Raw genomic sequence first — 24900 nt, 5'->3', positions numbered from 1 at the left:
TGTACTCGAAGTGACGATTTCCGTCACGTACTCGGAGTATCGCTTGCGATGCGTACTGCTCTTATTGGCACTTCAGAGACATTCGGTTCTAGCTAAGATTCCCTGTAGTGTCTGGGAATGACGCGAGGTTAGGTTGCATGAATCGACAGCCAGTTCCAGACGCTGTCGATATACCTATATCCATATAGGCAACTCGAAACAGCGTGTACTCGAAGTGATGTTTTTTATCACGTTCTCGCAGTATCGCTTGCCGATACCTACTCAGGGAATTGCCCCCCCCAACGCCTGCTCCGTAAACAATCCCCGCCAGAAAAATCTGGTAGGAGGTTTGACCGTTCTAATTTATAGCATTTTTCTCTTAACAATTTCCTCAGGTTAAGCGTAATATAGACAGCTCTGTAAAGTGCATCTGAAAAATTACAATAAGGCTTTCATTCATGTCTGATCTCCGCCAACAAGCTCTCGATTACCACGCCAATCCTCAGCCTGGGAAAATCGCCATGACGGTCACAAAACCGTCGCAAACCAGTCAGGACCTGGCCTTGGCATATAGCCCGGGTGTTGCCGAACCAGTCCGCGAAATTGCCAACGATGCGGAAGCCGTTTTTCAATACACCAACAAAGGAAATACGGTTGCGGTCATTTCCAATGGCACAGCGATCCTCGGGCTAGGAAATTTGGGGGCAATGGCATCAAAACCTGTTATGGAAGGTAAGTCGCTGTTATTTAAGCGGTTTGCTAATATCGATAGTTTTGATATTCAAGTCAATAACGAAGATCCGAATGCCTTTATTGAAACCGTTGCCAATATTGCCGATAGCTTTGGTGGAATAAACCTTGAAGATATCAAAGCGCCGGAATGTTTTGAAATTGAAAAAGCGTTAATCGAACGTTGCCAGGTGCCGGTCTTTCATGATGATCAGCACGGCACCGCCATCGTAACGGCAGCTGCAATGCTAAATGCGTTGGAAATTCAGGGCAAAGATTTAAACCATGCAAAAATTGTTTGCTTAGGTGCGGGTGCTGCGGCCATCGCATGTATGCAATTATTAGTCACCTGTGGCGCCCAACGGGAAAATATATACATGTTGGATCGCAAAGGGGTGATTCATACCTGCCGTGACGATTTAAATGAGTATAAACGCTTATTTGCGAACAATACCGATAAGCGTACGCTGCAGGATGTGTTATTTGAAGCGGATGTCTTTGTTGGCGTTTCTGGACCTAATTTATTATCGGCAGATGACCTTTCATTGATGGCGAAAAATCCCGTGGTCTTTGCGTGCTCAAACCCTGATCCTGAAATTTCTCCGGAAGTTGCATTGCAAACCCGCGATGATGTAATCGTTGCCACAGGTCGCTCGGATTATCCGAACCAGGTCAATAACGTTTTATGTTTTCCGTTTATTTTTAGAGGCGCTCTTGATGTTCGCGCGAAAGAAATTAATGACGCCATGAAAGTTGCAGCAGTACATGCGATTCGGGAAATTACTAAGCAGCCGGTTCCTGAAGATGTGTTAGCAGCCTGTGGTGAAGTGGATTTGGTTTTTGGTAAAAACTACATTATTCCCAAACCGATGGACTCGCGTTTGTTAACCGAAGTTGCAAGAGCGGTAGCACAAGCGGCAATTGATTCCGGAGTGGCGCAAATACCAATGCCAGCAAATTCCATTTATTAATCGAAACCAAACCGAAAAGTTTCAACAAAAAAGGCCCTATATCAATATAAGGGCCTTTTTCTTATTTGGATGCCATGTTGTCGATGAGCCTTTTGTATTAAGGTTCATGGAAAATGCATCAGTCTTGATTTTTTTTACTTTCTTCTGCGGCTTGAGAAATCGTTTCCGAAATCGTCTTATCATTGTCCTTTGACAGTTCCTCGTCACCAGGCAATGGCTGGCCTGTAAACGCATGCAAAAAAGCTTCGCAAAGAAGTTCGCTGTTAGTGGCATGACGTAGGTTATTTACCTGGCGGCGAGTGCGTTCATCGGTTAATACCTTGAGTACCCGAAGCGGAATTGACACCGTAATTTTTTTTACTTGCTCACTTTTCTTACCATGTTCTGCGTATGGGTTGATGTACTCCCCGTTCCATTCCGCCATGTTATTTCCTCACCACCATAATTATGCTACTGAAATTGTACCCGTTATCCCCTTTGAGTCAACCGATAACATCTAAAAGCAAAGATGTATAGACGTCTAAAAGTTCTTGACCCATCAAAATAATACGTATAGATTTATAGACGTCTAAACATCTATATCTAATTGGAACCATCATGAGTCAGGACAAAGCCGCCACAATCGCCGTCCGCGCCGGCATCAATACCGACCAGCACCATAGTGCAGTCGTGCCTCCAATCCACCTTTCCAGTACTTATCGTCTTGAGGGTTATAACCAAAAAGGTGATTACGATTACTCCCGTTCCGGCAACCCAACTCGAAGTTCTTTAGGTACGGCGATAGCGGATCTAGAAGGGGGCTGCACCGGAATTATCACCAGTACGGGTATGGCAGCGATCCACTTAATTTGCCAATTATTAAACAAAGACGATTTATTAGTCATTCCTCATGATTGCTACGGCGGCAGTTATCGTTTGTTTACCCACTTGCAACAGCGCGGCCTTTTTAAACTTGCGGTGGTTGATCAAACTGACATTGCTCAGGTTGAAGCCGTCATGCAGAAAAATCCACGCCTGACTCTGATTGAAACCCCAAGCAATCCATTATTACGTATTGTTGATATTACTAAAATCTGTGAGCTAGCCAAAAAAGCCGGTTCATTAGTCGCCGTCGACAATACGTTTCTAACCCCGATACTACAGAAACCATTGGCCTTAGGTGCCGACATTGTCATTCATTCAACCACCAAGTTTATCAATGGCCATAGTGATGTTGTCGCAGGCGCTGTTGTAACCAAAGAGCTGCAGCTTGGCGAAGAGTTGGCCTGGTGGGCTAATTGTATTGGTATTACCGGCAGTCCGTTTGATAGTTTTCTAACCCTGCGTGGTTTAAAAACCTTACCGGTGCGTTTAAAACAACATCAGGAAAATGCCCAGTCGATTGTTGCAGCTGTGGCATCACATAAAGCCGTTGCAAATGTTTACTATCCTGGTCTGAAAGAACATCCGGGGCATCAGTTGGCCGCGCAACAGCAAGCAGGCTTCGGTAGCATGCTAAGCATTGAACTTAATGGTGGTTTAGACGCGGTTAAAAGCTTGTTTGAGCATTTATCCTTGTTTACTCTGGCCCAGTCTCTGGGTGGTGTTGAAAGCCTGATTTCGCACCCTTCGACGATGACTCATGCGGGGATGGATCTTGAGGCTCAGTTAGTTGCCGGCATAAAACCGGGTTTGGTTCGCCTGTCGGTTGGCATTGAAGATGTCGACGATTTGCTTAAAGATTTAACCTCTGCTCTGGACAACTGTCTGGCTATCACGGAGTCATAATTACATGTCACATACATCTGTTGTTGGCGATAGCGCCAAGGCTGTCGTCGATACTGGTTTATTGTCTAATCGAATCCTAGGCAGTGCTACTACACGCAAAACCGTCCATAAGTTTGGTGGCTCAAGTTTGGGCACGGTGCAATCGTTAGAAACCGTATTATCGATTATTGATCAAAGAGTGAATGATGATGATTTAATCGTGGTATCGGCAAATGGTAAAACAACCGATAAGCTCGTTGAAATTATCGGATTGGTCACCCAGTGTCAGGATACGGAAGATGAAGCATTTACTCACCTATTGTTATTAATTCAGGCAGAGCATAAAGCGCTGATCCAACAATTACTTGACGGCGATATTGAATGTCAGCAATCGTTAGTTGAATCGCTCAATGCAGATATCCGTCAAATTCAACAGTGGTATTTACAGCAGTCTTTGCTCGAAAACCGCAATGATTTACTGGCATTTGGCGAACTCTGGTCGAGTCGATTACTGACTGCGGTACTCAATCAACGTGGTCGACGAACCGTCGCGATAGATACCCGAGAATGTTTTGTCTTGAGTTGCCCAGTTAAAACCACGTTAAACCGACAACGTTCGGCTGATCTGCTGCTGGGCATCCTCGAGTCGAAAAGATTACACGTATTGACCGGGTTTATTGCCGTTGATGAACAGGGGGTTACCCAAACTCTTGGCCGCAATGGCAGTGATTACAGTGCAACATTGGCCGCGGAGCTAATCGATGCCAATGATGTTTGTCTATGGACCGATGTTGACGGTATCTATAGTGCCGACCCTCGTATTGTACCCAGCGCCAAAAAACTGCAGCGCATCGAAGCATCGGTTGCACGTGAACTCGGGCGTCTAGGAAATCCTGTTCTGCACGCCAAGACATTATCGCCCCTTAAAGAAAAAAATATTCATCTCCATATCAATAATACTTTTTACCCACAGCAAGTGGGCTCGGAAGTCGGGCAGTTTGGTGAAATCGCCAGACAAGAAGTGTCTATTACTCACAGCAATCAATTAATTGGCTTTCAATCTAAGCGTTTTAATGGCAAGTTGCTGGAGCAGTTGCAACAGACATTTTCATTTATTGATGTGGACGAAACATTGCAGCAAGTGATTATATCGGCGGAGCAAGCGTATGAGTTGCGCTATCACTTGCAGGAATTATGTGTGGATTTTCAAACCCACTCTATGTCGTTGTTGGCGGCGGTAGGTTTTGCGATTCGCGATAGCCAATGGCATAGAGAATTTGTCGCAAACATCGAAAATTCGCCGTATCCCACACAAAAAATATCGGTCAATGAACATTCTTTGGTGGCGTTTTCAAAATCAGACTGTCAGATTGAATGGGTGAACAAGCTGCATAATCGATTTACCCGGAAGCATCGCAATATTGGTGTTATTGTTGCCGGCACCGGTAATATTGGCGAAACGTTTCTCGCCAATTTTTTAAGTCAGCAACAATCTCGACAAGAGCTGAGCCAGGTGCATTTAATTGGAGTTGTTAACTCAACCCAAGCCTGGTTTGATGTTGATGGATTGCCTGCGGATAAGGTTGTTGCTGAATTTTCACAACACGCCAAACCCTGTGATATCAACGGATTGGTCGATTGGTTACAGCGTCACCCTTTTGATGAAGTGATCCTTGTAGATATTACACCCAGTGAAACTTTTGCCCAGAGCTATCAACAATTTTTTGCGGCCGGGGTACATCTGATTTCCGCCAATAAATGTGCAAATACTTTTGCGCAACATGCGTTACAGGACCTGCAAAACCGTGCGAATAAACTCGATTGTCAGTGGCTCAGTAATACTACGGTAGGTGCCGCATTACCGGTCAACTATGCCCTTAAAGATTTGTGCGATAGCGGTCATCAAATCGAGGAAATTAGTGGCATTTTTTCCGGTACATTGTCCTGGTTATTCAGTAATTTTGATGGTGCTAAGTCATTCTCGCAATTAATCAAAGACGCGTTGGCACTTGGTTTAACCGAGCCAGATCCAAGAGATGATTTGTCTGGCCTTGATGTACAACGAAAATTACTGATCCTTGCCAGACTCGCTGGATTTGAATTAAATCTGGAAGACATCACTTGCCATTCATTAGTGCCGGAGTCTCTGGTTGGATTAAGCAAGCAGGACTTCCTGGATCAGAGTCATTTGCTCGACACAGATTTCAACAATCAATTATTGGCTGCTCAACAAAACGATGCCTGTTTACGGTATGTTGCCAAGCTTGCTTATGTTGATGGAAACTTAACCGCTCGGGTTGGTATTGAAGCGCTTGATAATAAACATGCGTTTGCCAGTTTAAATCCGTGCGATAATATCTTTTTGATTAAAACCAATTGGTACCAGGAAAACCCTTTGATTATCCAGGGACCAGGCGCAGGACGAGAAGTGACTGCCGCCGGTCTGCATTCGGACCTAGTTCATCTGTGCAGGCAACTTAACAGCAAACATCAGGACGTCGACATTAAGGGCATTAACTCATGAATTATCGTTCCGCAAGACAACTGGATTCACTAAATCGTACGGTGAGCGAACTCACTGGTGAACTTCAGGTATCGTTTGAATTTTTCCCGCCGAATTCTCCGGAGATGGAGACCACCCTGTGGAATTCTATTGAGCGATTGGCACCATTAAAGCCCAATTTTGTGTCTGTTACCTATGGAGCCGGAAGCGGGACGCGCGATCGCACCCATGATGTCATCAAGCGAATTCAAAAAGATACCGGGTTAATCGCAGCGCCTCATCTCACCTGTATCGATGCCAACCGGGAAGAGCTGGTTCAGATTGCCAAAGATTACTGGCAATCGGGTGTTCGTAATATTGTAGCGTTACGAGGCGATCTGCCTGATTCCGATAAAAAACCGGAAATGTATGCGTCTGACCTAGTGTCTTTGTTAAAAGATGTGGAAGATTTTGATATTTCCGTGGCAGCGTATCCAGAGACACACCCGGAGGCGCCTAATGCACAATTTGATTTGCTGAACTTAAAACGTAAAGTCGAAGCCGGTGCGAATCGCGCCATTACCCAATTCTTTTTCGACATCGATTCTTATCTTCGTTACCGTGATCGCTGTGTGTCTGTCGGCATTGATGTCGAAATTGTACCGGGAATTTTACCCGTATCAAATTTTAATACCCTAAAACGATTCGCTGGATTAACGAATGTCAATGTGCCGAACTGGATGTATAGCATGTACGAAGGTTTAGAGGATGATCCCGCTACCCGCAATCTGGTTGGCGCTAGTATCGCAATGGATATGGTCAAGATTTTACGCAGTGAAGGGGTAGACCACTTTCATTTTTATACGTTGAATCGCTCTGAACTGACCTATGCAATATGTCATACATTGGGGATTCGTCCATAACCCAAATGACAGGGATCAGCATCTATGTTGTAGATTCTGATCCCATGTTTCAACTGTCATGCAGAAGGTACACAAACGCTCTGACGCGTTGCGCTTACATGCAGTAATCTTTGATCAATCGGGTTAACAAATTGAGTGTTGGTGGAATTTGATCAAACGCGAGAAACTCGTCCGGTTGGTGCGCCTGATCAATAGAACCAGGCCCCAGCACTAACGTTTGGCAGCCTAGTTGCTGGATAAATGGTGCTTCCGTTGCATAATTTACGGCACGGCAACAATGTCCGGTAAGCGCTTCTGCCTTGCTTACCAAGTCACTGGTACTCTCCTGTGCAAATGCCGGTGAACTGGGATGCAACTCCTCTAAATGAACTCTTCCTGGATACAAATGGGCGACGGGTTTTAAAGCATCCGCTAGCCAGCTCAACAATTCTTCATCCTTAATGCCCGGCAATGAACGAATGTCGATATCGAGATAGCAATCACCACAAATACGATTGGCGTTGTCACCGCCACGAATGGCACCGAAGTTCAGTGTCGGCTGTGGCACGGTAAACGCTTCATTGCGATAATTTTGTTGCAGATTTTGCTTAAGCAACATCAACACTTCAATTACGTGGTAGATGATTTCAATCGCATTCACGCCTTTATCCGGTTGACTTGAATGACCGGATTTTCCCTGTACCTTAATACGATGTGACATATGGCCTTTATGCATAACCACGGGTTCAAGGCTGGTGGGCTCACCAATGATTGCGACATCGGGTCGAATCAGTTCTTGTTCAACAAAGAAACGGGCACCGGCCATCGTGGTTTCTTCATCGGCAGTGGCCAGTATATATAAGGGCTTTTTCAGAGCGCCAGCGTTTAGTGATTTACAAACCTGTAAAATAAAGGCGAAAAAGCCTTTCATATCACAAGTCCCCAGACCGAAGAACTTATCGTCTTTATCGATTATTTTAAAAGGGTCGCTGCCCCAGCGCTGTTCATCAAAGGGCACAGTATCGCTATGACCACTCAGTAATAGTCCGCCTTCCCCTTCACCTAACTGCGCCAATAAATTAAATTTTCCGGGGCTTGAAGGAACCGGTTGGATGGAAATTTTAAAGCCAAGATCAGCAAACCAATTACCCAAAAGGTGAATCACATCTTGGTTGGATTGATCCCACCCGGAGTCACAGGAACTGATTGACGGTACAGAGATTATTTCACTAAGTGCTTGGGTAAATTCGGGTAAATTAGCCATTTATAATATTTATGCTCTTTTCTTGCATAAATTCCCATTAATTGTTATCTTTCGCCTTTCAGTGTAAACAACCAAAAAAGTTCTGGCTAGCATTATTTGATTCACCTATATTCAAAATTATTGTTAATGATTGCTGTTAGTTGTACGGGGTTGGTGAATTATTCGTCGGTTGTTAACTTGGCTGAGTTTAATAGTGAATAAATATTCACAAAGTGGTTTTTTATTCAGTTTACGTAAATTCAATGCGAGGCTGGTAAAAATCACCGCTTCAAAAACAAGTCTAGCAAAGTGCATCAAAGTTTATTGAACCGGTTGTTAGCGTATTTAATTCCAAATAAAAAGTAGAGTAAGTTGAGGTTTTCGTGAAAATAGCAGTGGTGGGAGCCAGCGGTTACGTTGGTGCAGAGTTGATAGCCTTATTGGCCAAGCATCCCTTAATTAAGGAGATGCATCTTTTGGTGTCTGAAAACAGTACTTCCAAAGATGTGGCTTTTTCAACGCTTTACCCACGTTTTCAGGCAACATCTAAGTTTTCTGAACAAGCGCTGCAAGCGTTCAATGGAGAGTGGTTGGCACAAAATGGCGCGCATTTAGACGCGGTATTTATGGCGACTCCCCACGAATACTCGCAACAATGGGCGAGTGCATTTCTCGAGCAGGATATTAAGGTTTTTGATTTGTCTGGGGCGTTTCGCTTAAATCAGCCTGAGGACTATCCAGCTTACTATGGCTTTGAGCATAATTATCCAGATCTTTTAGACTCCGCCGTTTATGGTCTTGCGGAGTTTAATTTTGATAAAATCGCGAAAGCGAATCTTGTTGCCGTTCCTGGTTGTTATCCCACTGCAAGTTTGTTGGCAACAAAACCGATTACCAACGCAAACCTGCAACAGAAAGATGTGCATATCATCGTCAATGGAATCAGCGGCGTGAGTGGCGCAGGCCGCAAGGCATCGATTGCCTCTTCATTTAATGAAGTAAGCCTGACCGCATATAATGTGTTGCAACACAGACATCAACCAGAAATCTCTCAGGAGTGCGGTCATCCCGTGATATTTAATCCTCACCTGGCACCGTTTAAACGCGGCTTGATGGCAACCGTGACAATTCACTGTCAATCTCATGTGACCAATGAGGATGTAAACAAGGCCTATGACCAGGCTTATCAAACAGAGCAAAACGCCGTCGTTCGGGTAACCCAAGGCTGGCCAAAAATTGATGATGTCAGCAATACCCCATTTGCCAACTTACATTGGCAATATGATGAATCGAAACAAATTTTAGTAGTGAGCTGTGTAATTGATAATTTATTGAAAGGCGCGGCTTCTCAAGCGATACAATGTTTTAATCTGGCGATGCAACAACCAGTCGCCTTGTCGCTGGTTACACCTGCAACGATCGCGAATGCGCAAACTAACACTGAGGTGAACGCATGAACCCGCTAGTCATTAAAATTGGCGGGGCGATCATGGAAAACCCGTTGGCGCTCGATAAGTTGTTTACTGTGCTGGCGCAGCTTCAGCAAAAACGTGGCGTTATTATTGTCCATGGTGGCGGTTGTATCGTCGATGAACATTTGTCGCAAGCTGGATTTAGTAGCGATAAAATTAACGGTTTGCGAGTGAGTGCGAAACAGCATATGCCGCTGATTACCGGAGCCTTGGCTGGAACTGTCAATAAACAGTTAGTCGCACAGGCGAACAGTAAGCAGATTAACGCTGTCGGTTTAGCCTTGCATGATGGCGCGATGGTTGCGTGCCAACCGGCTGCCAAAGAACTCGGGCAGGTCGGTATCCCTGCACCGGCAAATCCAGAACTTACGCAATCATTATTGCATGCCAATATGCTGCCAATTATTTGTTCTATCGGCCAGCTTGAAAATGGCGAGTTGGTGAACGTTAATGCCGACGATGCCGCCGTTGCAATTAGTGAGCTTGTCAATGGTGAGTTGTTGTTACTGACCGATGTCGCCGGTGTAAAAGGTGCGGATGGAGATTATCTTGCTTCGCTGAATCAACAACAGGCGAATCAATTAATTGAACAAGGGATCATCGCCGGTGGCATGATCGCTAAAGTAAACGCTGCCTTTGTCGCAGCTACCCGATTACGACGAAGTATCGCGGTTACCAGTTGGAAAGCCCCGGAGCAGTTATTAACACTGCATCAAGGCGAATTACTCGGTACCCGCATTGATCCCAACGAATAAAAACTTTCTAAAATTACAGGATACTTTGTCAATGAAACACTTTATTGCAGATACACAGTTGAGCAAGTCAGAACTGGAACAACTGATTAAGCTGGCCATCGATATTAAACAGAACACTAGTAACTATAACCAGGTCCTAAAAGGGAAATCGATCGTTACCCTATTTGAAAAGCCGTCGTTACGTACCCATGTCAGCCTCGATATCGGGATTGCCAAGTTAGGCGGCCACAGCCTATATATTGGCCAGCAAAATGGTCAGTTAGGTAAGCGTGAACGGGTTAAAGATGTTGCGAAAAACTTAGCGTGTTGGGCCGATGCCATTGTCGCTCGAGTGTTTGACCATCAGGTTTTACAAGAGATGGCAGAACACGCCTCGATACCCGTGGTTAATGCTTTGTGTGATAAATATCACCCGTGTCAGGCGCTGGCAGACTTTCAGTGTTTAACCGAAACCTTTGGCAGTGTTGAAAACCTTAATCTTGCCTATGTTGGAGATGGCAATAATGTGTCCAACTCTTTGATGCTAATGGGCAGTATCTTAGGCGCCAATGTCACGATTGTCACACCACCGGGGCATGGACCCAGTCAGGAATTTATTGAACAGGCGGATAAATTAGCGACCCAAAGTGGGGCGAAATTTAAGGTTTGTCATGATATTAATGATATCGGCGAGCAACAGGCAATTTATACCGACACCTGGGTTTCTATGGGCGATGACACTAAGGTTGAAGATATTCTAAACATATTTATGCCATTTCAGGTTAATGAATCTCTAATGGCGAAAACAGGCGCCAGTGCCGTGATGCATTGTCAGCCGGCCCATCTGGAGCAGGAAATTACAACCAGCTTATTCGATTCCAACCAGTCTTTGGCATTCGTTCAGGCTGAAAACCGCATGTGGGCGCAAAACGCCGTGCTGGTAACCCTATTACAAGATTAATGAGAAGTATGATTATGAGTCAAAATATTAAAAAAGTCGTTTTAGCATATTCCGGTGGTTTAGATACATCTGCGATTATTCCTTGGTTAAAAGAAAACTATGATGGTTGTGAAGTCGTCGCGTTTTGTGCCGATGTAGGTCAAGGTGACGAAGAACTTATTGGTATTCAGGAAAAGGCCATTGCGTCTGGTGCGAGTGAGTGCCATGTTGTTGATTTAAAAGAAGAGTTTGTTAAAGACTATATTTACCCAATTTTAAAAACCGGTTCTGTATATGAAGGTCAGTATCTGCTAGGTACCTCGATGGCTCGCCCGGTTATCGCTAAGGCTCACGTTGAAGTGGCGCTAAAAGTTGGTGCGGATGCGGTCTGTCATGGTTGTACCGGTAAAGGCAATGATCAGGTTCGTTTTGAAGCATGTTTTGCCGCCCTGGCACCACAATTAAAAGTGATTGCGCCATGGCGTGAGTGGGATATGGTTTCACGTGAAGATTTACTGGACTATCTCGATGAGCGAAATATTCCTTGTGCCGCTTCTTTGACTAAAATTTATTCTCGAGATGCCAATGCCTGGCATATTTCTCACGAAGGTGGCGAGCTGGAAGATCCATGGTGCGAGCCATCGAAAGAAGTGTGGACCATGACAGTCGACCCAATGGATGCGCCAAATGAACCCGGCTCTGTTACTTTGAGCTTTGATAAAGGCGAATTAGTAAAAGTTGACGGTCAGGCATTATCACCATATCAAGCATTGGTTTATCTAAATGACAAAGCGGCTGCGCACGGCGTCGGTCGCATTGATATCGTTGAAAATCGTTTGGTTGGGATGAAGTCCAGAGGGTGCTATGAAACCCCGGGTGGTACCGTACTGATGGCTGCGTACAAAGGATTGGAATCTTTAATTCTTGATAAAGAGTCACTGAAGTTCCGTGAGTCTGTCGGTCTGGAGTTTTCTCATGTGATTTATGACGGTCGTTGGTTTACGCCATTAGCAAAATCTCAGCTGGCGGCTTGTGAATCTTTCGCTGAGCAAATCAGTGGTGATGTCGTCGTTAAACTTTATAAAGGTCAGGCAGTTGTCACCCAGCGTCGCTCTGAAAATAGCTTATATTCAGAAGAGTTTGCGACATTTGGCGAAGATGACGTCTATGATCAAAAACATGCTGAAGGCTTTATTCGTTTATTCAGCCTATCCAGCCGTATTGCAGCCTTAAAGGCTCAGGAGAAATAACATGGCATTATGGGGTGGCCGGTTTCAATCCGGTAGTAGTGACATTTTTAAAGCGTTCAATGATAGCTTGCCGTTTGACCATGTGCTTGTCCAACAAGATATTCAAGGCTCAATCGGTTGGTCGAAAGCGATTCAAAAAGCTGGTGTGTTGACGGTTGAAGAACAACAAAAAATGGAGCAGGGTCTTTTAGATCTTGCTGCCAAAGTTGAAAATGGTGAGGTCGATTTTAGCGAATCCAGTGCAGAAGACATTCATTCTTGGGTCGAATCTGAATTAACCCTGACCCTTGGCGATATTGCTCGTAAGTTGCACACGGGAAGAAGTCGAAATGATCAGGTTTCGACGGATTTACGCCTATGGTCCCGTGAACAAGTGGATATTTTGCTGAAAACTTTGACCATGTGTGTGCAGGAGTTGTTAAACCTTGCCGATAACAACAAGCATCATATTTTACCGGGTTATACCCATCTACAACGAGCGCAGCCGGTGCGATTTGCCCATTGGTGCATGGCGTATGTGGAAATGCTTAAACGTGATATCTCGCGCTTGGAAGATGCCCGGGTGCGTTTAAATCAATCACCGTTAGGTTGTGCCGCATTAGCGGGCACCACCTATGACATTGATCGCTATCAATTGGCCGAATCATTAGGGTTTGATGGTCCTTGTATGAATTCATTGGATGCCGTATCTGATCGTGATTATGTGCTAGACCTATTATTTGCCGCGAGTACCGGGATGATGCATTTGTCTCGATTTGCTGAAGATTTAATCTTCTTTAATTCTGGTGAAGCAAACTTTATTACCTTAGGCGATCAGGTGACTTCGGGCAGTTCGTTAATGCCGCAAAAGAAAAACCCTGATGCGCTTGAATTAATGCGCGGTAAAACAGGTCGGGTGTTTGGTTCCTTGCAGGCTTTGTTAGTGACGCTAAAAGGCTTACCTTTGGCGTACAACAAGGATATGCAAGAGGATAAACAAGGTTTATTTGATGCGCTTGAACAATGGTCCAATTGTTTGATCATGATGAAAGAGGTGGTCAATTCTATTGAATTGAATTCCGCAGCATGTCAAAAAGCGGCCAGGGAAGGTTATGCGAATGCGACCGAGCTCGCTGACTATCTGGTTTCTAAAGGTGTGCCTTTCAGAACGGCCCATGAGATCACCGGTGCAGTTGTGCTTTATGCGATCAATCAACGTTTACCGCTTGAAAATCTACGTCTTGATGAATTCCAACAGTTTTCAGATTTAATCGAAGACGATGTGTATCCAATTCTTGAGCTTGAATATCTGGTGAATAAACGCAGTATCTTAGGTGGTACCGGTATCAAGCCCGTTGAAAAAGTGATTGAGCAGAATCGTCATCAGTTTGGTAGTGCCAAGTATGTGGTGCGAGACGCTAAACTGACGGACATTCGTGCCATCGTCAAGTTAGTGAATTACTGGTCTTCACGGGAAGAAAACCTTCCTCGTGGCGAAGAGGATCTGATCCGCTCTATTCGGGATTTTGCGGTTGTTGAAGTCAATGGACAAGTCTGTGCATGCGCTGCATTGTATGTCTATTCAACCGGGCTTGCAGAAATTCGCTCACTTGGTGTTTCCGTGAATCATCAAGGTAAGGGATATGGACAACAGCTATGTCGATATCTATTAGATCGCGCGAAAGCGATGTCACTATTGAAGGTCTTCGTGCTGACTCGTAAACCGACGTTCTTTGAAAACCTTGGGTTTAATCCTGGTGATAAAGATACACTACCGGAAAAGGTAATGAAGGACTGTGATCTTTGTCCTAAACAGGATAACTGTGATGAAGAAGCTTTGCTATATCACTTAAGTGACCATCATTCGATGCCGCAAATGCTAAATGCAATTGAAATTAACGAAGTGGTTTAAGGAATTGCTTAATCCCTTAAAAGATTCGGTTGTTTAACTAAATGCTCGCCCAAGAAAAAAGCCCCGAAAGGGGCTTTTTTCTATCGGTTATTCGATTCCAATACTAGAACAACTCGTCTTCAGGAGCTTCTTCTACTTCCCCTTCAATCGCCGTCGCCAGTACTTCCTGGGCTGACCATTGTGTCGGCTCGGTGCCTTTAATAAAGTATTCAAAAATCGAACTTCTGTCGGTTCTGTCACTGCGCTTGCCGGTTAAGCGATCAATACGAATCGAGACGACCTCTTCCGGTTGCTCAAACGGCTCAACTTGATAATTGTTAAGCGCCGTGGCCATAAAATCTATCCAAAACGGTTGTGCGGCATTTGCTCCCGCTTCTGCCCCTACGGTTTGCCCGGCTTCAAGGTTACTGTTGGAGCTTGTGCGACCCAGATTACGCTTGGGATCATCAAATCCTATCCAGGAGCTCGCTGCGATACGGCGACTAAATCCGGTAAACCAGGCATCTTTGGATTCATTGGTGGTACCGGTTTTACCCGCGATATCACGACGCTTTAATTGCTTGGCGCGCCAACCGGTTCCCGACCATCCAGTTCCTTCCGACCAGTCACCGCCACCACCCCAGATCACTGAGTTCATCGCATCAGCTATCAAAAATGCATTTTGACGACTGATAATGCGTTTGGCCAGTGGTTGAGTAAGTAACTCTAAATCGATGTTATCTAAGGTATCGAGGTTATTGGCATATTCAAGTTGTGCCAACTCACAGGAGTAACAGGCCATTTTGGGGTTTGCCTGATAAATGACTTCGCCTTCACGGTTTTCGATACGGTCGATGATATAAGGCTCAACAAGGTAGCCGCCATTGGCAAATGCGGCAAAACCGGTGACGATTTGCAACGGCGTCAAAGATGCCGAACCCAAAGCGATGGATTCATTGCGTGGCAGTTCTTCACGATCGAAACCAAACTTAGACAAGTGATTAATCAACGTCTCAAGACCAATGCCGCGCAACAAGCGTACGGAAATTACGTTTTTGGATTTTGCTAAACCGGTACGAACTCGCAACGGACCTTCATAAACGGCCGGGGAATTCTTGGGGCGCCAGGTAAAACCTGAACGGCGATCCCACTGATTAATTGGAGCGTCATTAATCACGCTCGCTAATGTGTAGTTATTTTCTAACGCGGCAGAATACACAAATGGCTTAATGTTTGAACCAACCTGACGGTTTGCCTGAGTGACTCGGTTGAACTGGCTTTGTTTAAAACTGTAGCCACCAACACTGGAAATAATCGCGCCTGAATCCGGCGATATCGCAACAACGGCTCCGGAAACATCCGGTAACTGACTGAGCTGTAATCCAGTGTCATTTTTGCGCAGATAAACCACTTCACCCGGCGTCAATATTTCCGCCGCGGTTTTAGGTGCTCGTCCCTGACGTTTATCACCAAGAAAGGCACGAGCCCAGGACATGCCATCCCATTCAAGCATCACCCGGGACTGGTCTTTTAATAACACTAAGGCCTGTTGTTCGTCGACTTCCATAACCGCCGCGGCAAACAAATTTTGATAAGTTTCAACGTCTTGTAATTGCTCAACGATCTGCTCTTCCTCGAGCTCAGTTTCAGGCAATACATCTAACAGCGCAATTAAATCGGAAAGCTCTTGATCGGTAAGCCTTTGGCTTAACCTAGCCAATAAGACATCACGATGTTGCTTATCGATCCACAACCGTTTTACCGGTCCACGATAACCATGTCGCTCATCATAGGCATAGATATTTTTCAACACCGACGCCTTGGCGGCGCGCTGCAATGGTGTTGATACCGTCGTATAGATTTTAAAACCCTCGTTGTAAGCGATATCGCGCGGGTACATTTCAAGGACTTTTTTATGGGCCATCTCGGCCACATAAGGAGCGCTTAATTCGATTTGCGCACCATGGCGCTTGGTTTTAATTTCTTCATTGTTTGCTTGCGAATACTCATCTTCGGTAATGTAACCGCTGGCAAGCATCCGTTGTAAAACTGTGGTTCTACGAAATTTAGCCCGTGTTGGTGAGCTGATAGGATTGTAAGTCGTCGGTGCTTTAGGCAATCCTGCAATGACTGCCATTTCACCCAGCGTCAGGTCTTGCAGTTGTTTGCCGTAATAAACCTGCGCCGCGGCACCGACACCGAACGCCCGGTGACTTAACTCAATTTTATTAAGATATAGCTCGAGAATTTCATCTTTGGTTAGCAGGCTTTCCATATGCAATGAGATGAAAATTTCCCGCAGTTTACGGGTGTAGGTTTGTTCTCGGGTTAAAAAGAAATTCCGCGCAGTTTGCATTGTTATGGTTGATGCACCACCACGGTGAACGCCGATTAACTGTCCCCAAATGGCTCGGCCCATACCCACTGGGTCGACACCAAAATGCTGATAAAATCGATTGTCTTCTGTCGCAAGAAACGCATTGATAAGTTGCTGCGGCATGTCTTCGAGTTTTACCGGAATTCGTCTTTTTTCGCCAAATTGTGAAATTAATTCGCCTTCGGCAGAATATATTTTCATTGGCGTTTGTAATTCGATATCTTTGAGAACATCAACGCTGGGTAAGTCATCTTTCATATGAAAATAAAACCCTGTAAGGGTTATTATTCCGATGATTCCGACCAATAAAGAAAATTGTAATAGACGCTTAATCAATACCACTTAACTGATTCCAATAGAATTTTTATAAAGTTTGTGTCCCTAATACCCATAGTATATCGGTATTTTCGTGTCAATAAATGTATTTTTATTGTAACTTATGGTTAAATGGCGTTAACCGTTATGGCATCTACCTGTAAGATGTCGTGCAAGTGTTTGATTTTTTACAACTCTGAATAACGATTGTGAAAAACTGTCACACGGAAGGCGTAAGGGAAAGTCGCTCACCAGCAATGAGTAAAATTGCAAAAGCGAACACAGGATAATCCAGAGCCCCCAAGCAAAGATTAATAACAAAATGTATGGGAAGTTATGCTAAGTAAATTATGGAATAAAAATGCCTCACTAATGGTGGGGGTAGACATTGGCTCGCATTCTGTAAAAGCGGTACTGATTAGCGAAGGCGCGCAAGGGTTTCAACTAGACGCCTATGCGATTGAGCCAATGCCAAAAGGTGCTATCGTAGAACGCAAAGTTCAGGATATCGAAGCGGTTGGTGCGGTAATACGTAAAATTCGCAAAAAAGTCATGTCTTCGGTTAGCAGCGCCGCTGTTGCTGTTTCAGGGTCAACCGTGATTACCAAAACCATTTATATGGACGTATCTCTGACCGATGATGAACTTGCCAGTCAAATCGAAATTGAAGCCGACAGTCTCATACCGTATCCACTCGATGAAGTAAGCCTGGACTTTGAAAAAATCGAAGTCAATGAAGCCGATCCGAGCAAAAATAACATTCTGTTAAGTGCGGTACGTACTGAAACAGTCGAAGCTCGGGTTTCTTCCCTGGAAACCGGAGGCTTTCAAACCAAGGTCGTAGACGTTGAGTCCTTTGCACTCGCGCGAGCCAGCGAACTTTGTACTCCCATGTTGCCAGACGATGCAGAAGAAAAAGTAGTTGCCTATATCGATATTGGCGCGACGATGACCTTGTTTGCCGTCCCGGAAGATGGTAAAAATATTTATACGAGAGATCAGTTATTTGGGTCGGAACAATATACCCGCTCAATTGTTTCTTATTACAACAAGTCTTTCGAAGAAGCGGAAAGGGAAAAATTAGCCGGTAATTTACCGCAAACCTATACCTTCGAGGTTCTGGCTCCATTCCAGACAACCTTGATTCAACAAATTCGTCGAGCCATTCAAATGTATTTGACGTTTAGCGGTAAAGATAAGCTTGATTATCTGGTGGTTTCTGGTGGTTCAGCCAATCTGGAAAGCATCAAAGAGTTACTGACCACGGAATTGGGTATTCATACGATAGTTGCTGATCCGTTTAACAACATGAGTATAAGTGTTGATGTCGACCAAATAGAACTTGCTAAAGTCGCCCCCCAACTAATGGTTGCTTCTGGACTAGCGTTAAGGAGTTTTTCACCATGCCACATATAAACCTTCTCCCTTGGCGGGAAGAGGCGCAACGGCTTCAACAACAGCAATATTTGTCAATTTTGGCATTTCTGGCGCTGAGCACCTTTTTAGTATTCTTCCTGATAAGTTCGTATTTTCAGGCTCGCATTGACGGCCAGCAGGCTCGAAATCAGTATTTGACCAATGAAATAAAAATTCTTGATACCAAAATTGCAGAAATAAATACGCTGGAACAGAAGAAAAAAGATTTGATTCAGCGCATGAAGCTTATTGAGCAGTTGCAGAAAAGTCGTAATGTCGGTACCCAGGTACTGGATGAAATGGCCAAAATTGTACCTTCTGGGATCTACCTTGTACGTGTTGAAAAAAATGGCGCGGAATTATCCATCATCGGTAAGAGTGAGTCGAACAACCATCTGGCGAACATGATTCGTGAAGTACAAAGTTCTGAGTTACTGACGGATGCTGAACTTGAGTCGATTACCGCCAGCACCGGTGGCAATACGCTACTAAGCGATTTTAAAATGACGCTACGCATTAAAGGTTTGCTTGATGATGAAGAACGAATCAATGCTAACCGCAACGGCAGTGGCAAACGTAAAAATGTTGGGGGTCGATAATGGATTTTAAAAATTTCGACACGTCCCAGTTCGATAACCTGGAATTAAACAACATCGGCCAATGGCCAAAAGCCGCCAAAGCGTTGTTAGCGTTGTTTATGGTGATATTGCTTGGTGCCATGGCATTTTATCTATTAGTGAATGATAAGATAGCCGCATTAGAAACCGTCGTGAAAAAAGAAGCCGAATTGCGCATTTCATATAAATCGAAATACAAAGTTGCGGCGAATCTTGAACAATTTCGCGATCAGATGGAAGAAGCGGAAGAGTTATTCCGTAATCAGGTTAAACGTCTACCAGAAAGCCATGAAACCCCGGGACTACTGGATGATATTACCTTTGTCGGTACTACCAGTCGCCTTGATTTTAAGAAATTAAACTGGCAGCCGGAAATTCCACAGGAATTCTATGTTGAATTACCCATTGAAGTTGAAGTCTCTGGCAGTTACCATGACTTTGGAGAATTTGTTAGTAAAGTCGCGGGGTTACCGCGGATCGTAACACTTCATGATTTCACCATAATTGGTGATATTAAGGGTGACGATAATTCTCTGAGTTTGAAATTACAGGCCAAGACGTACAAATACAGGGAGAGTAAATAATGCGTTATTTAGTATTACTTTCCGTATTTTTCTTATCGGCTTGCTTTGATGATCTAACAGACATCAAGGCATATACAGAACATGTTAAGGCAACGACGACCAGCAAGATAGAGCCTATGCCAACACTAGCGGAGTTTAATCATTTCGATTATTCCGCGTTTGCACTGCGCAGTCCCTTCGTTGCACCAAAACCGGAAGCCATTCAGGAAAAAATGCAACAAATGACTGATTGTCTGCATCCGGATCCAATGCGGCGTAAGCAGCCCCTGGAAAAATTTGCGCTGGAAAGCCTTAACATGCGAGGTACCCTCGGAGATGAAGGGTTTATCTGGGCCTTAGTTGAGGCATCAGATACGACGTTACATCGTGTATCCGTGGGGAGTTATTTGGGCTTATATAATGGACGCATTACCAATGTTGGCCAGGAAGAAGTCATTATTGTTGAATTGATACCGGATGGCGCAGGCTGTTGGGTAGAACGTGAGACTACGTTAAGTATGATTGACCAGGATCAAGAGGGGCAAGGGAACTCGTAATTATGAAGAATAATAATTATATTACAGGCCGCAGTGCGGCACGCCAGACCCTTGGTGTTTTATTTACTGCTTTATTGATATTAGTATCTTTTTCCTCCAGAGCAGAAACCGAATTAAATGACATTTATTACAATACGTTATTGGCTGATGAAATCGAATTTACATTTGGTTTTAATGAACCATTAAGTGCTGAGCCAGAAGTAAAAACGTTTACTGATCCAGCCCGTATTCAAATTATCTTTGATGCCGTCAACTTTGTTGAACCGCTAACTCAGACAGATGTAAATCATGCGGGAATCAAAAACATTCGTGTTAAAAAAAGCGCAGGTAAAGTGACTGCGGATATTTATCTCGATGATTTGAAACTGTATCAAACAGGGATTGTCGAGGGTAAGTTCGTTATCCTCTTAAACGGTCTCAATAGTTACGATGACGCACCTGTAGCGAGCAACGATGATTCTGGATTTATTAATAATATTCAGGCCATCGATTTTCGAAAAGGCGAAGAGAATGCCGGACAAGTACTGGTATTTTTGGATGACAGCAAGTCGTTAGTCGATGTGAAAGAAGTATTAGGCAAAATCGAAATGGTTTTCCACAATACCAGCATTCTTGAAGATCTATTGTACAAACTCGATGTTTCTGATTTTGGTACATTAGTGACTAGCATCGAAACCTTTAAAGAAGGGAATAACGCCCGGGTCGAGATTGAAACGGATCGTCCATTCGATTTCGAGCACAACCAGGTCGATAATATTTTCTCTTTATCCATTAAAGAAATGGAAGCGAAAAAATCGTATCTGGAAAATGGCGAAGACTTTAATGGCAAAGCCATTTCCCTGAATTTCCAAGACATTCCAATTCGTACGGTATTGCAAATTATCGCCGATTATAACGGCTTTAACCTAGTAACGTCCGATACGGTAGATGGTAATATTACTTTGCGTTTAGACGGTGTTCCGTGGGACCAGGCGCTCGATATCATCCTGAAAGTTAAAGGCCTAGGTAAACGCATGGATGGCAACATCCTGATGATTGCACCAAATGATGAACTCATTGCCCGTGAAGCACGTGATTTGCAAGCACAGCAACAGGTCTCTGAATTGGCGCCTTTGTATAGCGAATATGTACAAATTAACTACGCCAAAGCGGCGGACTTTGCCGGATTATTAAAAAATGAAGGTACCAGTTTGTTGTCAGAACGTGGCAGTGTCACGGTCGATGAGCGTACCAATACCCTGTTAATCAGAGATACTGCGAAAAGTATCGAAGATATCAAACGCATGGTTACGGTACTGGATATCCCAATTCGCCAGGTCGTAATTGAATCTCGCATGGTTACCGTCAAAGACAACATCAGTGAAGACTTAGGCATACGCTGGGGCATGACCCATAACGGTGGTGATGTTGCGACTTCCGGGACATTAACCGGTGCCGATGTGGCCAATACAGGAGTGATTCCGGGTATTGATGAACGTCTTAACGTCAACTTGCCGATTTCTGGCCCTGCTGGCACCATCGCATTTCAGGTTGCACGCTTAGCTGACGGTACCATTCTCGACCTTGAACTTTCTGCCTTAGAGCAGGAAAACAAGGGTGAAATTATTGCAAGCCCGAGAATTACCACCTCGAATCAAAAAGAAGCATACATTGAACAAGGTACGGAAATTCCGTTTGTACAGGCAGCATCTTCTGGTGCAACGTCGGTTACATTTAAGAAAGCGGTACTTGGTTTACGTGTAACCCCGCAAATTACACCGGATAATCGTATTATACTAGACTTAGTTATCACTCAAGATACCCGTGGTGATACGGTACAGACAGGTACTGGTCAGGCAACGGCGATTGATACTCAGGAAATTGCGACTCAGGTATTGGTAAATAATGGTGAAACTATCGTTCTTGGTGGTATTTATCAGCAGCAAATTATCAATGCGGTTTCGAAAGTTCCAGTTTTGGGTGATATACCGTATGTAGGTTGGTTGTTCAGAACCAGCAGTGAATTTAACGAGAAAAAAGAGTTACTAATCTTTGTAACGCCTAGAATTGTTACAGAGTCTCTATAATACTATTTCTAGATAGATGACATATCTTTTAGACTTGGTATAACCGTTAGAACCCCGAAGTTTAAGTTTTCGGTAAATAAACGGCGCATGACTTGCAATTAACCCAGAAGAATTGCGATAATTGCGCCCTTAATTTTTTCGAGGAGTGTCCTCAACCCGTTAACTAAACAATTTTACGAGTATTAAAGTAATCTCATGGCAGAAAAACGTAACATTTTCCTAGTCGGCCCAATGGGTGCCGGTAAAAGCACAATTGGCCGCGAATTGGCAGAAAAATTACACCTAGAGTTTTTTGACTCGGATCAGGAAATTGAGCGTCGCACTGGAGCAGATATTGCTTGGGTTTTTGATCTTGAAGGTGAAGAAGGGTTCCGTGTTAGGGAAGAAACGGTAATCGAAGATTTATCGGCTTTGCAAGGCATCGTCCTGGCCACTGGTGGTGGCAGCGTGATAAGTCAGCAAATCCGCAACCGCTTGTCCGCTCGTGGCATTGTTGTTTATTTGGAAACGACCATCGATAAGCAAGTTGCACGAACGCAACGTGATCGTCGTCGTCCATTACTTCAAACCAAAGAAGACCCGCGCACAGTATTAGAAAACCTTGCGGTAGAGCGTAATCCTTTGTACGAGGAAATCGCTGATGTAATCGTTCAAACGGATGATCAAAGCGCTAAAATTGTCGCCAATAAAATCATCGAACGACTGGACTTCTAATTTATTATGGCTAGCCTGACGGTTTCACTGGATGAACGCAGCTATCCAATTTTTATTGAAAGCGGGTTATTGTCTAACGCTAACCTGCTTTCTCAATATATACGTTCCCAGCGTGTGTGCATCATTAGCAACGAAGTCGTTGCACCTCTCTATCTCGATACTATCAAACAAAGCTTAAGCCAGTTTCAAATTGATGAAATCATTCTTGAAGATGGTGAGGCCAGTAAGAATTTACAAAACTTTGAAGCAGTCATGGCACATATGCTTGAGCAAGGTCATGGTCGCGATTCGACCATCATCGCTTTGGGTGGCGGGGTCATTGGCGATCTAAGCGGCTTTGCAGCAGCCTGTTACCAACGTGGTATTGATTTTATTCAGGTACCCACCACTTTATTATCCCAGGTTGATTCTTCTGTCGGCGGAAAAACAGCAGTTAATCATCCGTTAGGGAAAAACATGATTGGTGCTTTTTACCAGCCCAAGGCAGTGTTTATTGATTTAGATACCTTATCGACATTGCCAGAGCGAGAATTTTCAGCGGGGATGGCTGAAGTCATTAAGTATGGCGTATTAGCGGACAAAGCGTTTTTTGACTGGTTAAATGACAATCAACAGGCGATTAAAAACAAAGACTCTCAAGCACTGGCGAAGATGATTGAGCACTGTTGCGCCATTAAAGCCGACATTGTTGCGCGCGATGAAAAAGAATCAGGCGTTCGTGCCCATCTGAATCTAGGCCATACCTTTGGTCATGCGATTGAAGCCGAATTAGGTTACGGCAAATGGCTGCATGGCGAAGCGGTTGCTACCGGTATGGTGATGGCGTCGCAATTAGCGCATGATTTGACATTAATTGATGGCGACGATGTCGCTTCCGTTACTGAGCTAGTCCAACAGTTTGATTTACCGGTACGCGCGCCAGCGAGCATGAAATTTGAAGATTTTATCCGTCATATGCGTCGTGATAAAAAAAATATGAATGGCAACATCCGCCTTATTCTGCCGGTTAAACTCGGCCAGTGTGATATATTCGACGATGTTACCCAGCAGCAATTAGCCCAAGTAATTGAATGTCTGACCGACACTCAATGAAATAAATAACAATAAGAATAATGAGCCAGCAGAAACAGCGTGCTTTTTTAAAGTGGGCAGGCGGTAAATATACCCTAAGTGACACGATTAGTAAGATGTTGCCTAAAGGCAGCCGCTTAATCGAGCCTTTTGCTGGTGCGGCAAGTGTGTATCTAAACACCAATTATTCACAATATCTCCTCAATGACATCAATCGTGATCTCATCAATCTATACAAAGTGTTGCAGAACGATAGCGCCAAGTTCATTGAAGACGCGAGAGCATTGTTCACGCCAGAACAGAATGACGCGGATCAATATTATCTGAATCGAAAGACATTTAACGAAACGGATGACCCGTATTTACGCTCTTTACTGTTTCTTTATATGAATCGCCATGGTTATAACGGCTTGTGTCGCTATAACAGTAAGGGTGGTTACAATGTACCTTTTGGTAAATACAAACGGCCATACTTCCCTGAAGACGAATTAAAAGCGTTTACAGAGAAAGCTAAGGTGACTGAGTTTGTTTGTGAAAGCTATCGTGATACGTTTGCCCGTGCTAATGATGGCGATGTGATCTATTGTGATCCGCCTTATGTGCCGCTTAGTAAAACCGCGAGTTTTACCAGTTATGCTGGTAATGGTTTTGGTCTTGACGAACAGGCAGATTTAGCCAATGCCGCAGAAGAGATAACACAACAAAAACGCGTTACCGTATTAATTTCTAACCACGATACGATATGGACGCGCAAGATATACGAGCACGCGGATAAAATTAAAGCGATTAAAGTTGCTCGTACCATTTCCCAAAAAGGCAGTAAGCGCAATAAGGTTGGAGAGTTGCTTGCGCTGTATAAACCAAAAGTCTGAATAAATCGAAAACG

General features: G+C 44.2%; 20 protein-coding genes. 17 read left to right on the top strand and 3 right to left on the bottom strand.

The window, feature by feature from the left end:
* Positions 1 to 437: 437 nt before the first annotated feature.
* Positions 438 to 1679, top strand: coding sequence for a malic enzyme-like NAD(P)-binding protein (locus FE810_RS15960; RefSeq protein ID WP_138321489.1), 1242 nt, complete (start codon positions 438 to 440; stop codon positions 1677 to 1679).
* Between the two features lie 118 nt (positions 1680 to 1797).
* Here FE810_RS15960 and metJ read toward each other — a convergent pair whose 3' ends face one another.
* Complete coding sequence (gene metJ / locus FE810_RS15955; RefSeq protein ID WP_138321487.1) at positions 1798 to 2103, bottom strand: met regulon transcriptional regulator MetJ; 306 nt, start codon at positions 2101 to 2103, stop codon at positions 1798 to 1800.
* 173 nt (positions 2104 to 2276) lie between these two features.
* Here metJ and metB point away from each other — a divergent pair, with 173 nt between their 5' ends.
* From metB to metF, 3 genes are read left to right on the top strand one after another with little or no spacing between them, the layout of a single operon-like run.
* Positions 2277 to 3446, top strand: coding sequence for a cystathionine gamma-synthase (metB, locus tag FE810_RS15950; protein ID WP_138321485.1), 1170 nt, complete (start codon positions 2277 to 2279; stop codon positions 3444 to 3446).
* A gap of 4 nt (positions 3447 to 3450) precedes the next feature.
* Positions 3451 to 5949, top strand: a complete 2499-nt coding sequence (metL, locus tag FE810_RS15945) for a bifunctional aspartate kinase/homoserine dehydrogenase II (protein WP_138321483.1) — start codon at positions 3451 to 3453, stop codon at positions 5947 to 5949.
* The gene (gene metF / locus FE810_RS15940; RefSeq protein WP_138321481.1) at positions 5946 to 6830 is read left to right on the top strand and encodes a methylenetetrahydrofolate reductase; all 885 of its coding nucleotides are present in this window, start codon (positions 5946 to 5948) and stop codon (positions 6828 to 6830) included. Before metL ends, metF begins: the two co-directional genes overlap by 4 nt.
* A 94-nt stretch (positions 6831 to 6924) precedes the next feature.
* Here the strand turns inward: metF and argE are convergent, their stop codons facing one another.
* Positions 6925 to 8073 (bottom strand): acetylornithine deacetylase, encoded by a 1149-nt coding sequence (argE, locus tag FE810_RS15935; protein WP_138321479.1) that lies wholly within the window; start codon positions 8071 to 8073, stop codon positions 6925 to 6927.
* A 362-nt stretch (positions 8074 to 8435) separates the two neighbouring features.
* Here argE and argC point away from each other — a divergent pair, with 362 nt between their 5' ends.
* The 5 genes from argC to argH are packed head-to-tail and all read left to right on the top strand — an operon-like array spanning position 8436 to position 14339.
* Positions 8436 to 9509 carry an N-acetyl-gamma-glutamyl-phosphate reductase gene (argC, locus tag FE810_RS15930; RefSeq protein WP_138321477.1) on the top strand — a complete coding sequence of 358 codons (1074 nt, stop codon included), beginning with the start codon at positions 8436 to 8438 and terminating at the stop codon, positions 9507 to 9509.
* Complete coding sequence (gene argB, locus FE810_RS15925) at positions 9506 to 10279, top strand: acetylglutamate kinase (RefSeq protein ID WP_138321475.1); 774 nt, start codon at positions 9506 to 9508, stop codon at positions 10277 to 10279. The genes argC and argB overlap by 4 nt, the downstream gene beginning before the upstream one ends.
* 31 nt (positions 10280 to 10310) lie before the next feature.
* Positions 10311 to 11219: an ornithine carbamoyltransferase gene (locus FE810_RS15920; RefSeq protein WP_138321473.1), complete on the top strand. Its 909-nt coding sequence runs from the start codon at positions 10311 to 10313 to the stop codon at positions 11217 to 11219.
* 8 nt (positions 11220 to 11227) lie between these two features.
* Positions 11228 to 12448, top strand: coding sequence for an argininosuccinate synthase (locus FE810_RS15915; protein WP_138321471.1), 1221 nt, complete (start codon positions 11228 to 11230; stop codon positions 12446 to 12448).
* Between the two features lies 1 nt (position 12449).
* On the top strand, positions 12450 to 14339 hold the full coding sequence (gene argH / locus FE810_RS15910) for an argininosuccinate lyase (protein ID WP_138321469.1): 1890 nt from the start codon (positions 12450 to 12452) through the stop codon (positions 14337 to 14339).
* Between the two features lie 103 nt (positions 14340 to 14442).
* Here the strand turns inward: argH and FE810_RS15905 are convergent, their stop codons facing one another.
* Positions 14443 to 17037, bottom strand: a complete 2595-nt coding sequence (locus FE810_RS15905) for a penicillin-binding protein 1A (protein WP_138321467.1) — start codon at positions 17035 to 17037, stop codon at positions 14443 to 14445.
* 309 nt (positions 17038 to 17346) lie between these two features.
* Here FE810_RS15905 and FE810_RS15900 point away from each other — a divergent pair, with 309 nt between their 5' ends.
* From FE810_RS15900 to FE810_RS15865, 8 genes are all read left to right on the top strand, one after another.
* Complete coding sequence (locus tag FE810_RS15900; protein ID WP_138321465.1) at positions 17347 to 18426, top strand: pilus assembly protein PilM; 1080 nt, start codon at positions 17347 to 17349, stop codon at positions 18424 to 18426.
* Complete coding sequence (locus tag FE810_RS15895) at positions 18414 to 19025, top strand: PilN domain-containing protein (protein WP_138321463.1); 612 nt, start codon at positions 18414 to 18416, stop codon at positions 19023 to 19025. Before FE810_RS15900 ends, FE810_RS15895 begins: the two co-directional genes overlap by 13 nt.
* Positions 19025 to 19627, top strand: a complete 603-nt coding sequence (locus FE810_RS15890) for a type IV pilus inner membrane component PilO (RefSeq protein ID WP_138321461.1) — start codon at positions 19025 to 19027, stop codon at positions 19625 to 19627. Before FE810_RS15895 ends, FE810_RS15890 begins: the two co-directional genes overlap by 1 nt.
* Positions 19627 to 20163: a pilus assembly protein PilP gene (locus tag FE810_RS15885; protein ID WP_138321459.1), complete on the top strand. Its 537-nt coding sequence runs from the start codon at positions 19627 to 19629 to the stop codon at positions 20161 to 20163. Before FE810_RS15890 ends, FE810_RS15885 begins: the two co-directional genes overlap by 1 nt.
* 2 nt (positions 20164 to 20165) lie before the next feature.
* Positions 20166 to 22229 carry a type IV pilus secretin PilQ gene (locus FE810_RS15880; protein ID WP_138321457.1) on the top strand — a complete coding sequence of 688 codons (2064 nt, stop codon included), beginning with the start codon at positions 20166 to 20168 and terminating at the stop codon, positions 22227 to 22229.
* Positions 22230 to 22424: 195 nt separating this feature from the next.
* Positions 22425 to 22943 carry a shikimate kinase AroK gene (gene aroK / locus FE810_RS15875; protein ID WP_138321455.1) on the top strand — a complete coding sequence of 173 codons (519 nt, stop codon included), beginning with the start codon at positions 22425 to 22427 and terminating at the stop codon, positions 22941 to 22943.
* A 3-nt stretch (positions 22944 to 22946) separates the two neighbouring features.
* Positions 22947 to 24035 carry a 3-dehydroquinate synthase gene (gene aroB, locus FE810_RS15870; RefSeq protein ID WP_212744525.1) on the top strand — a complete coding sequence of 363 codons (1089 nt, stop codon included), beginning with the start codon at positions 22947 to 22949 and terminating at the stop codon, positions 24033 to 24035.
* A 20-nt stretch (positions 24036 to 24055) separates the two neighbouring features.
* Positions 24056 to 24886, top strand: coding sequence for a Dam family site-specific DNA-(adenine-N6)-methyltransferase (locus FE810_RS15865; RefSeq protein WP_138321451.1), 831 nt, complete (start codon positions 24056 to 24058; stop codon positions 24884 to 24886).
* Positions 24887 to 24900 lie beyond the last annotated feature (14 nt).

This window comes from Thalassotalea litorea (genome assembly GCF_005843925.1).
In the GTDB taxonomy this organism is placed as follows: domain Bacteria; phylum Pseudomonadota; class Gammaproteobacteria; order Enterobacterales; family Alteromonadaceae; genus Thalassotalea_A; species Thalassotalea_A litorea_A.
Note: the sequence above shows the minus strand (reverse complement) of the source record. Positions and strands in the feature narration are given on the sequence as shown.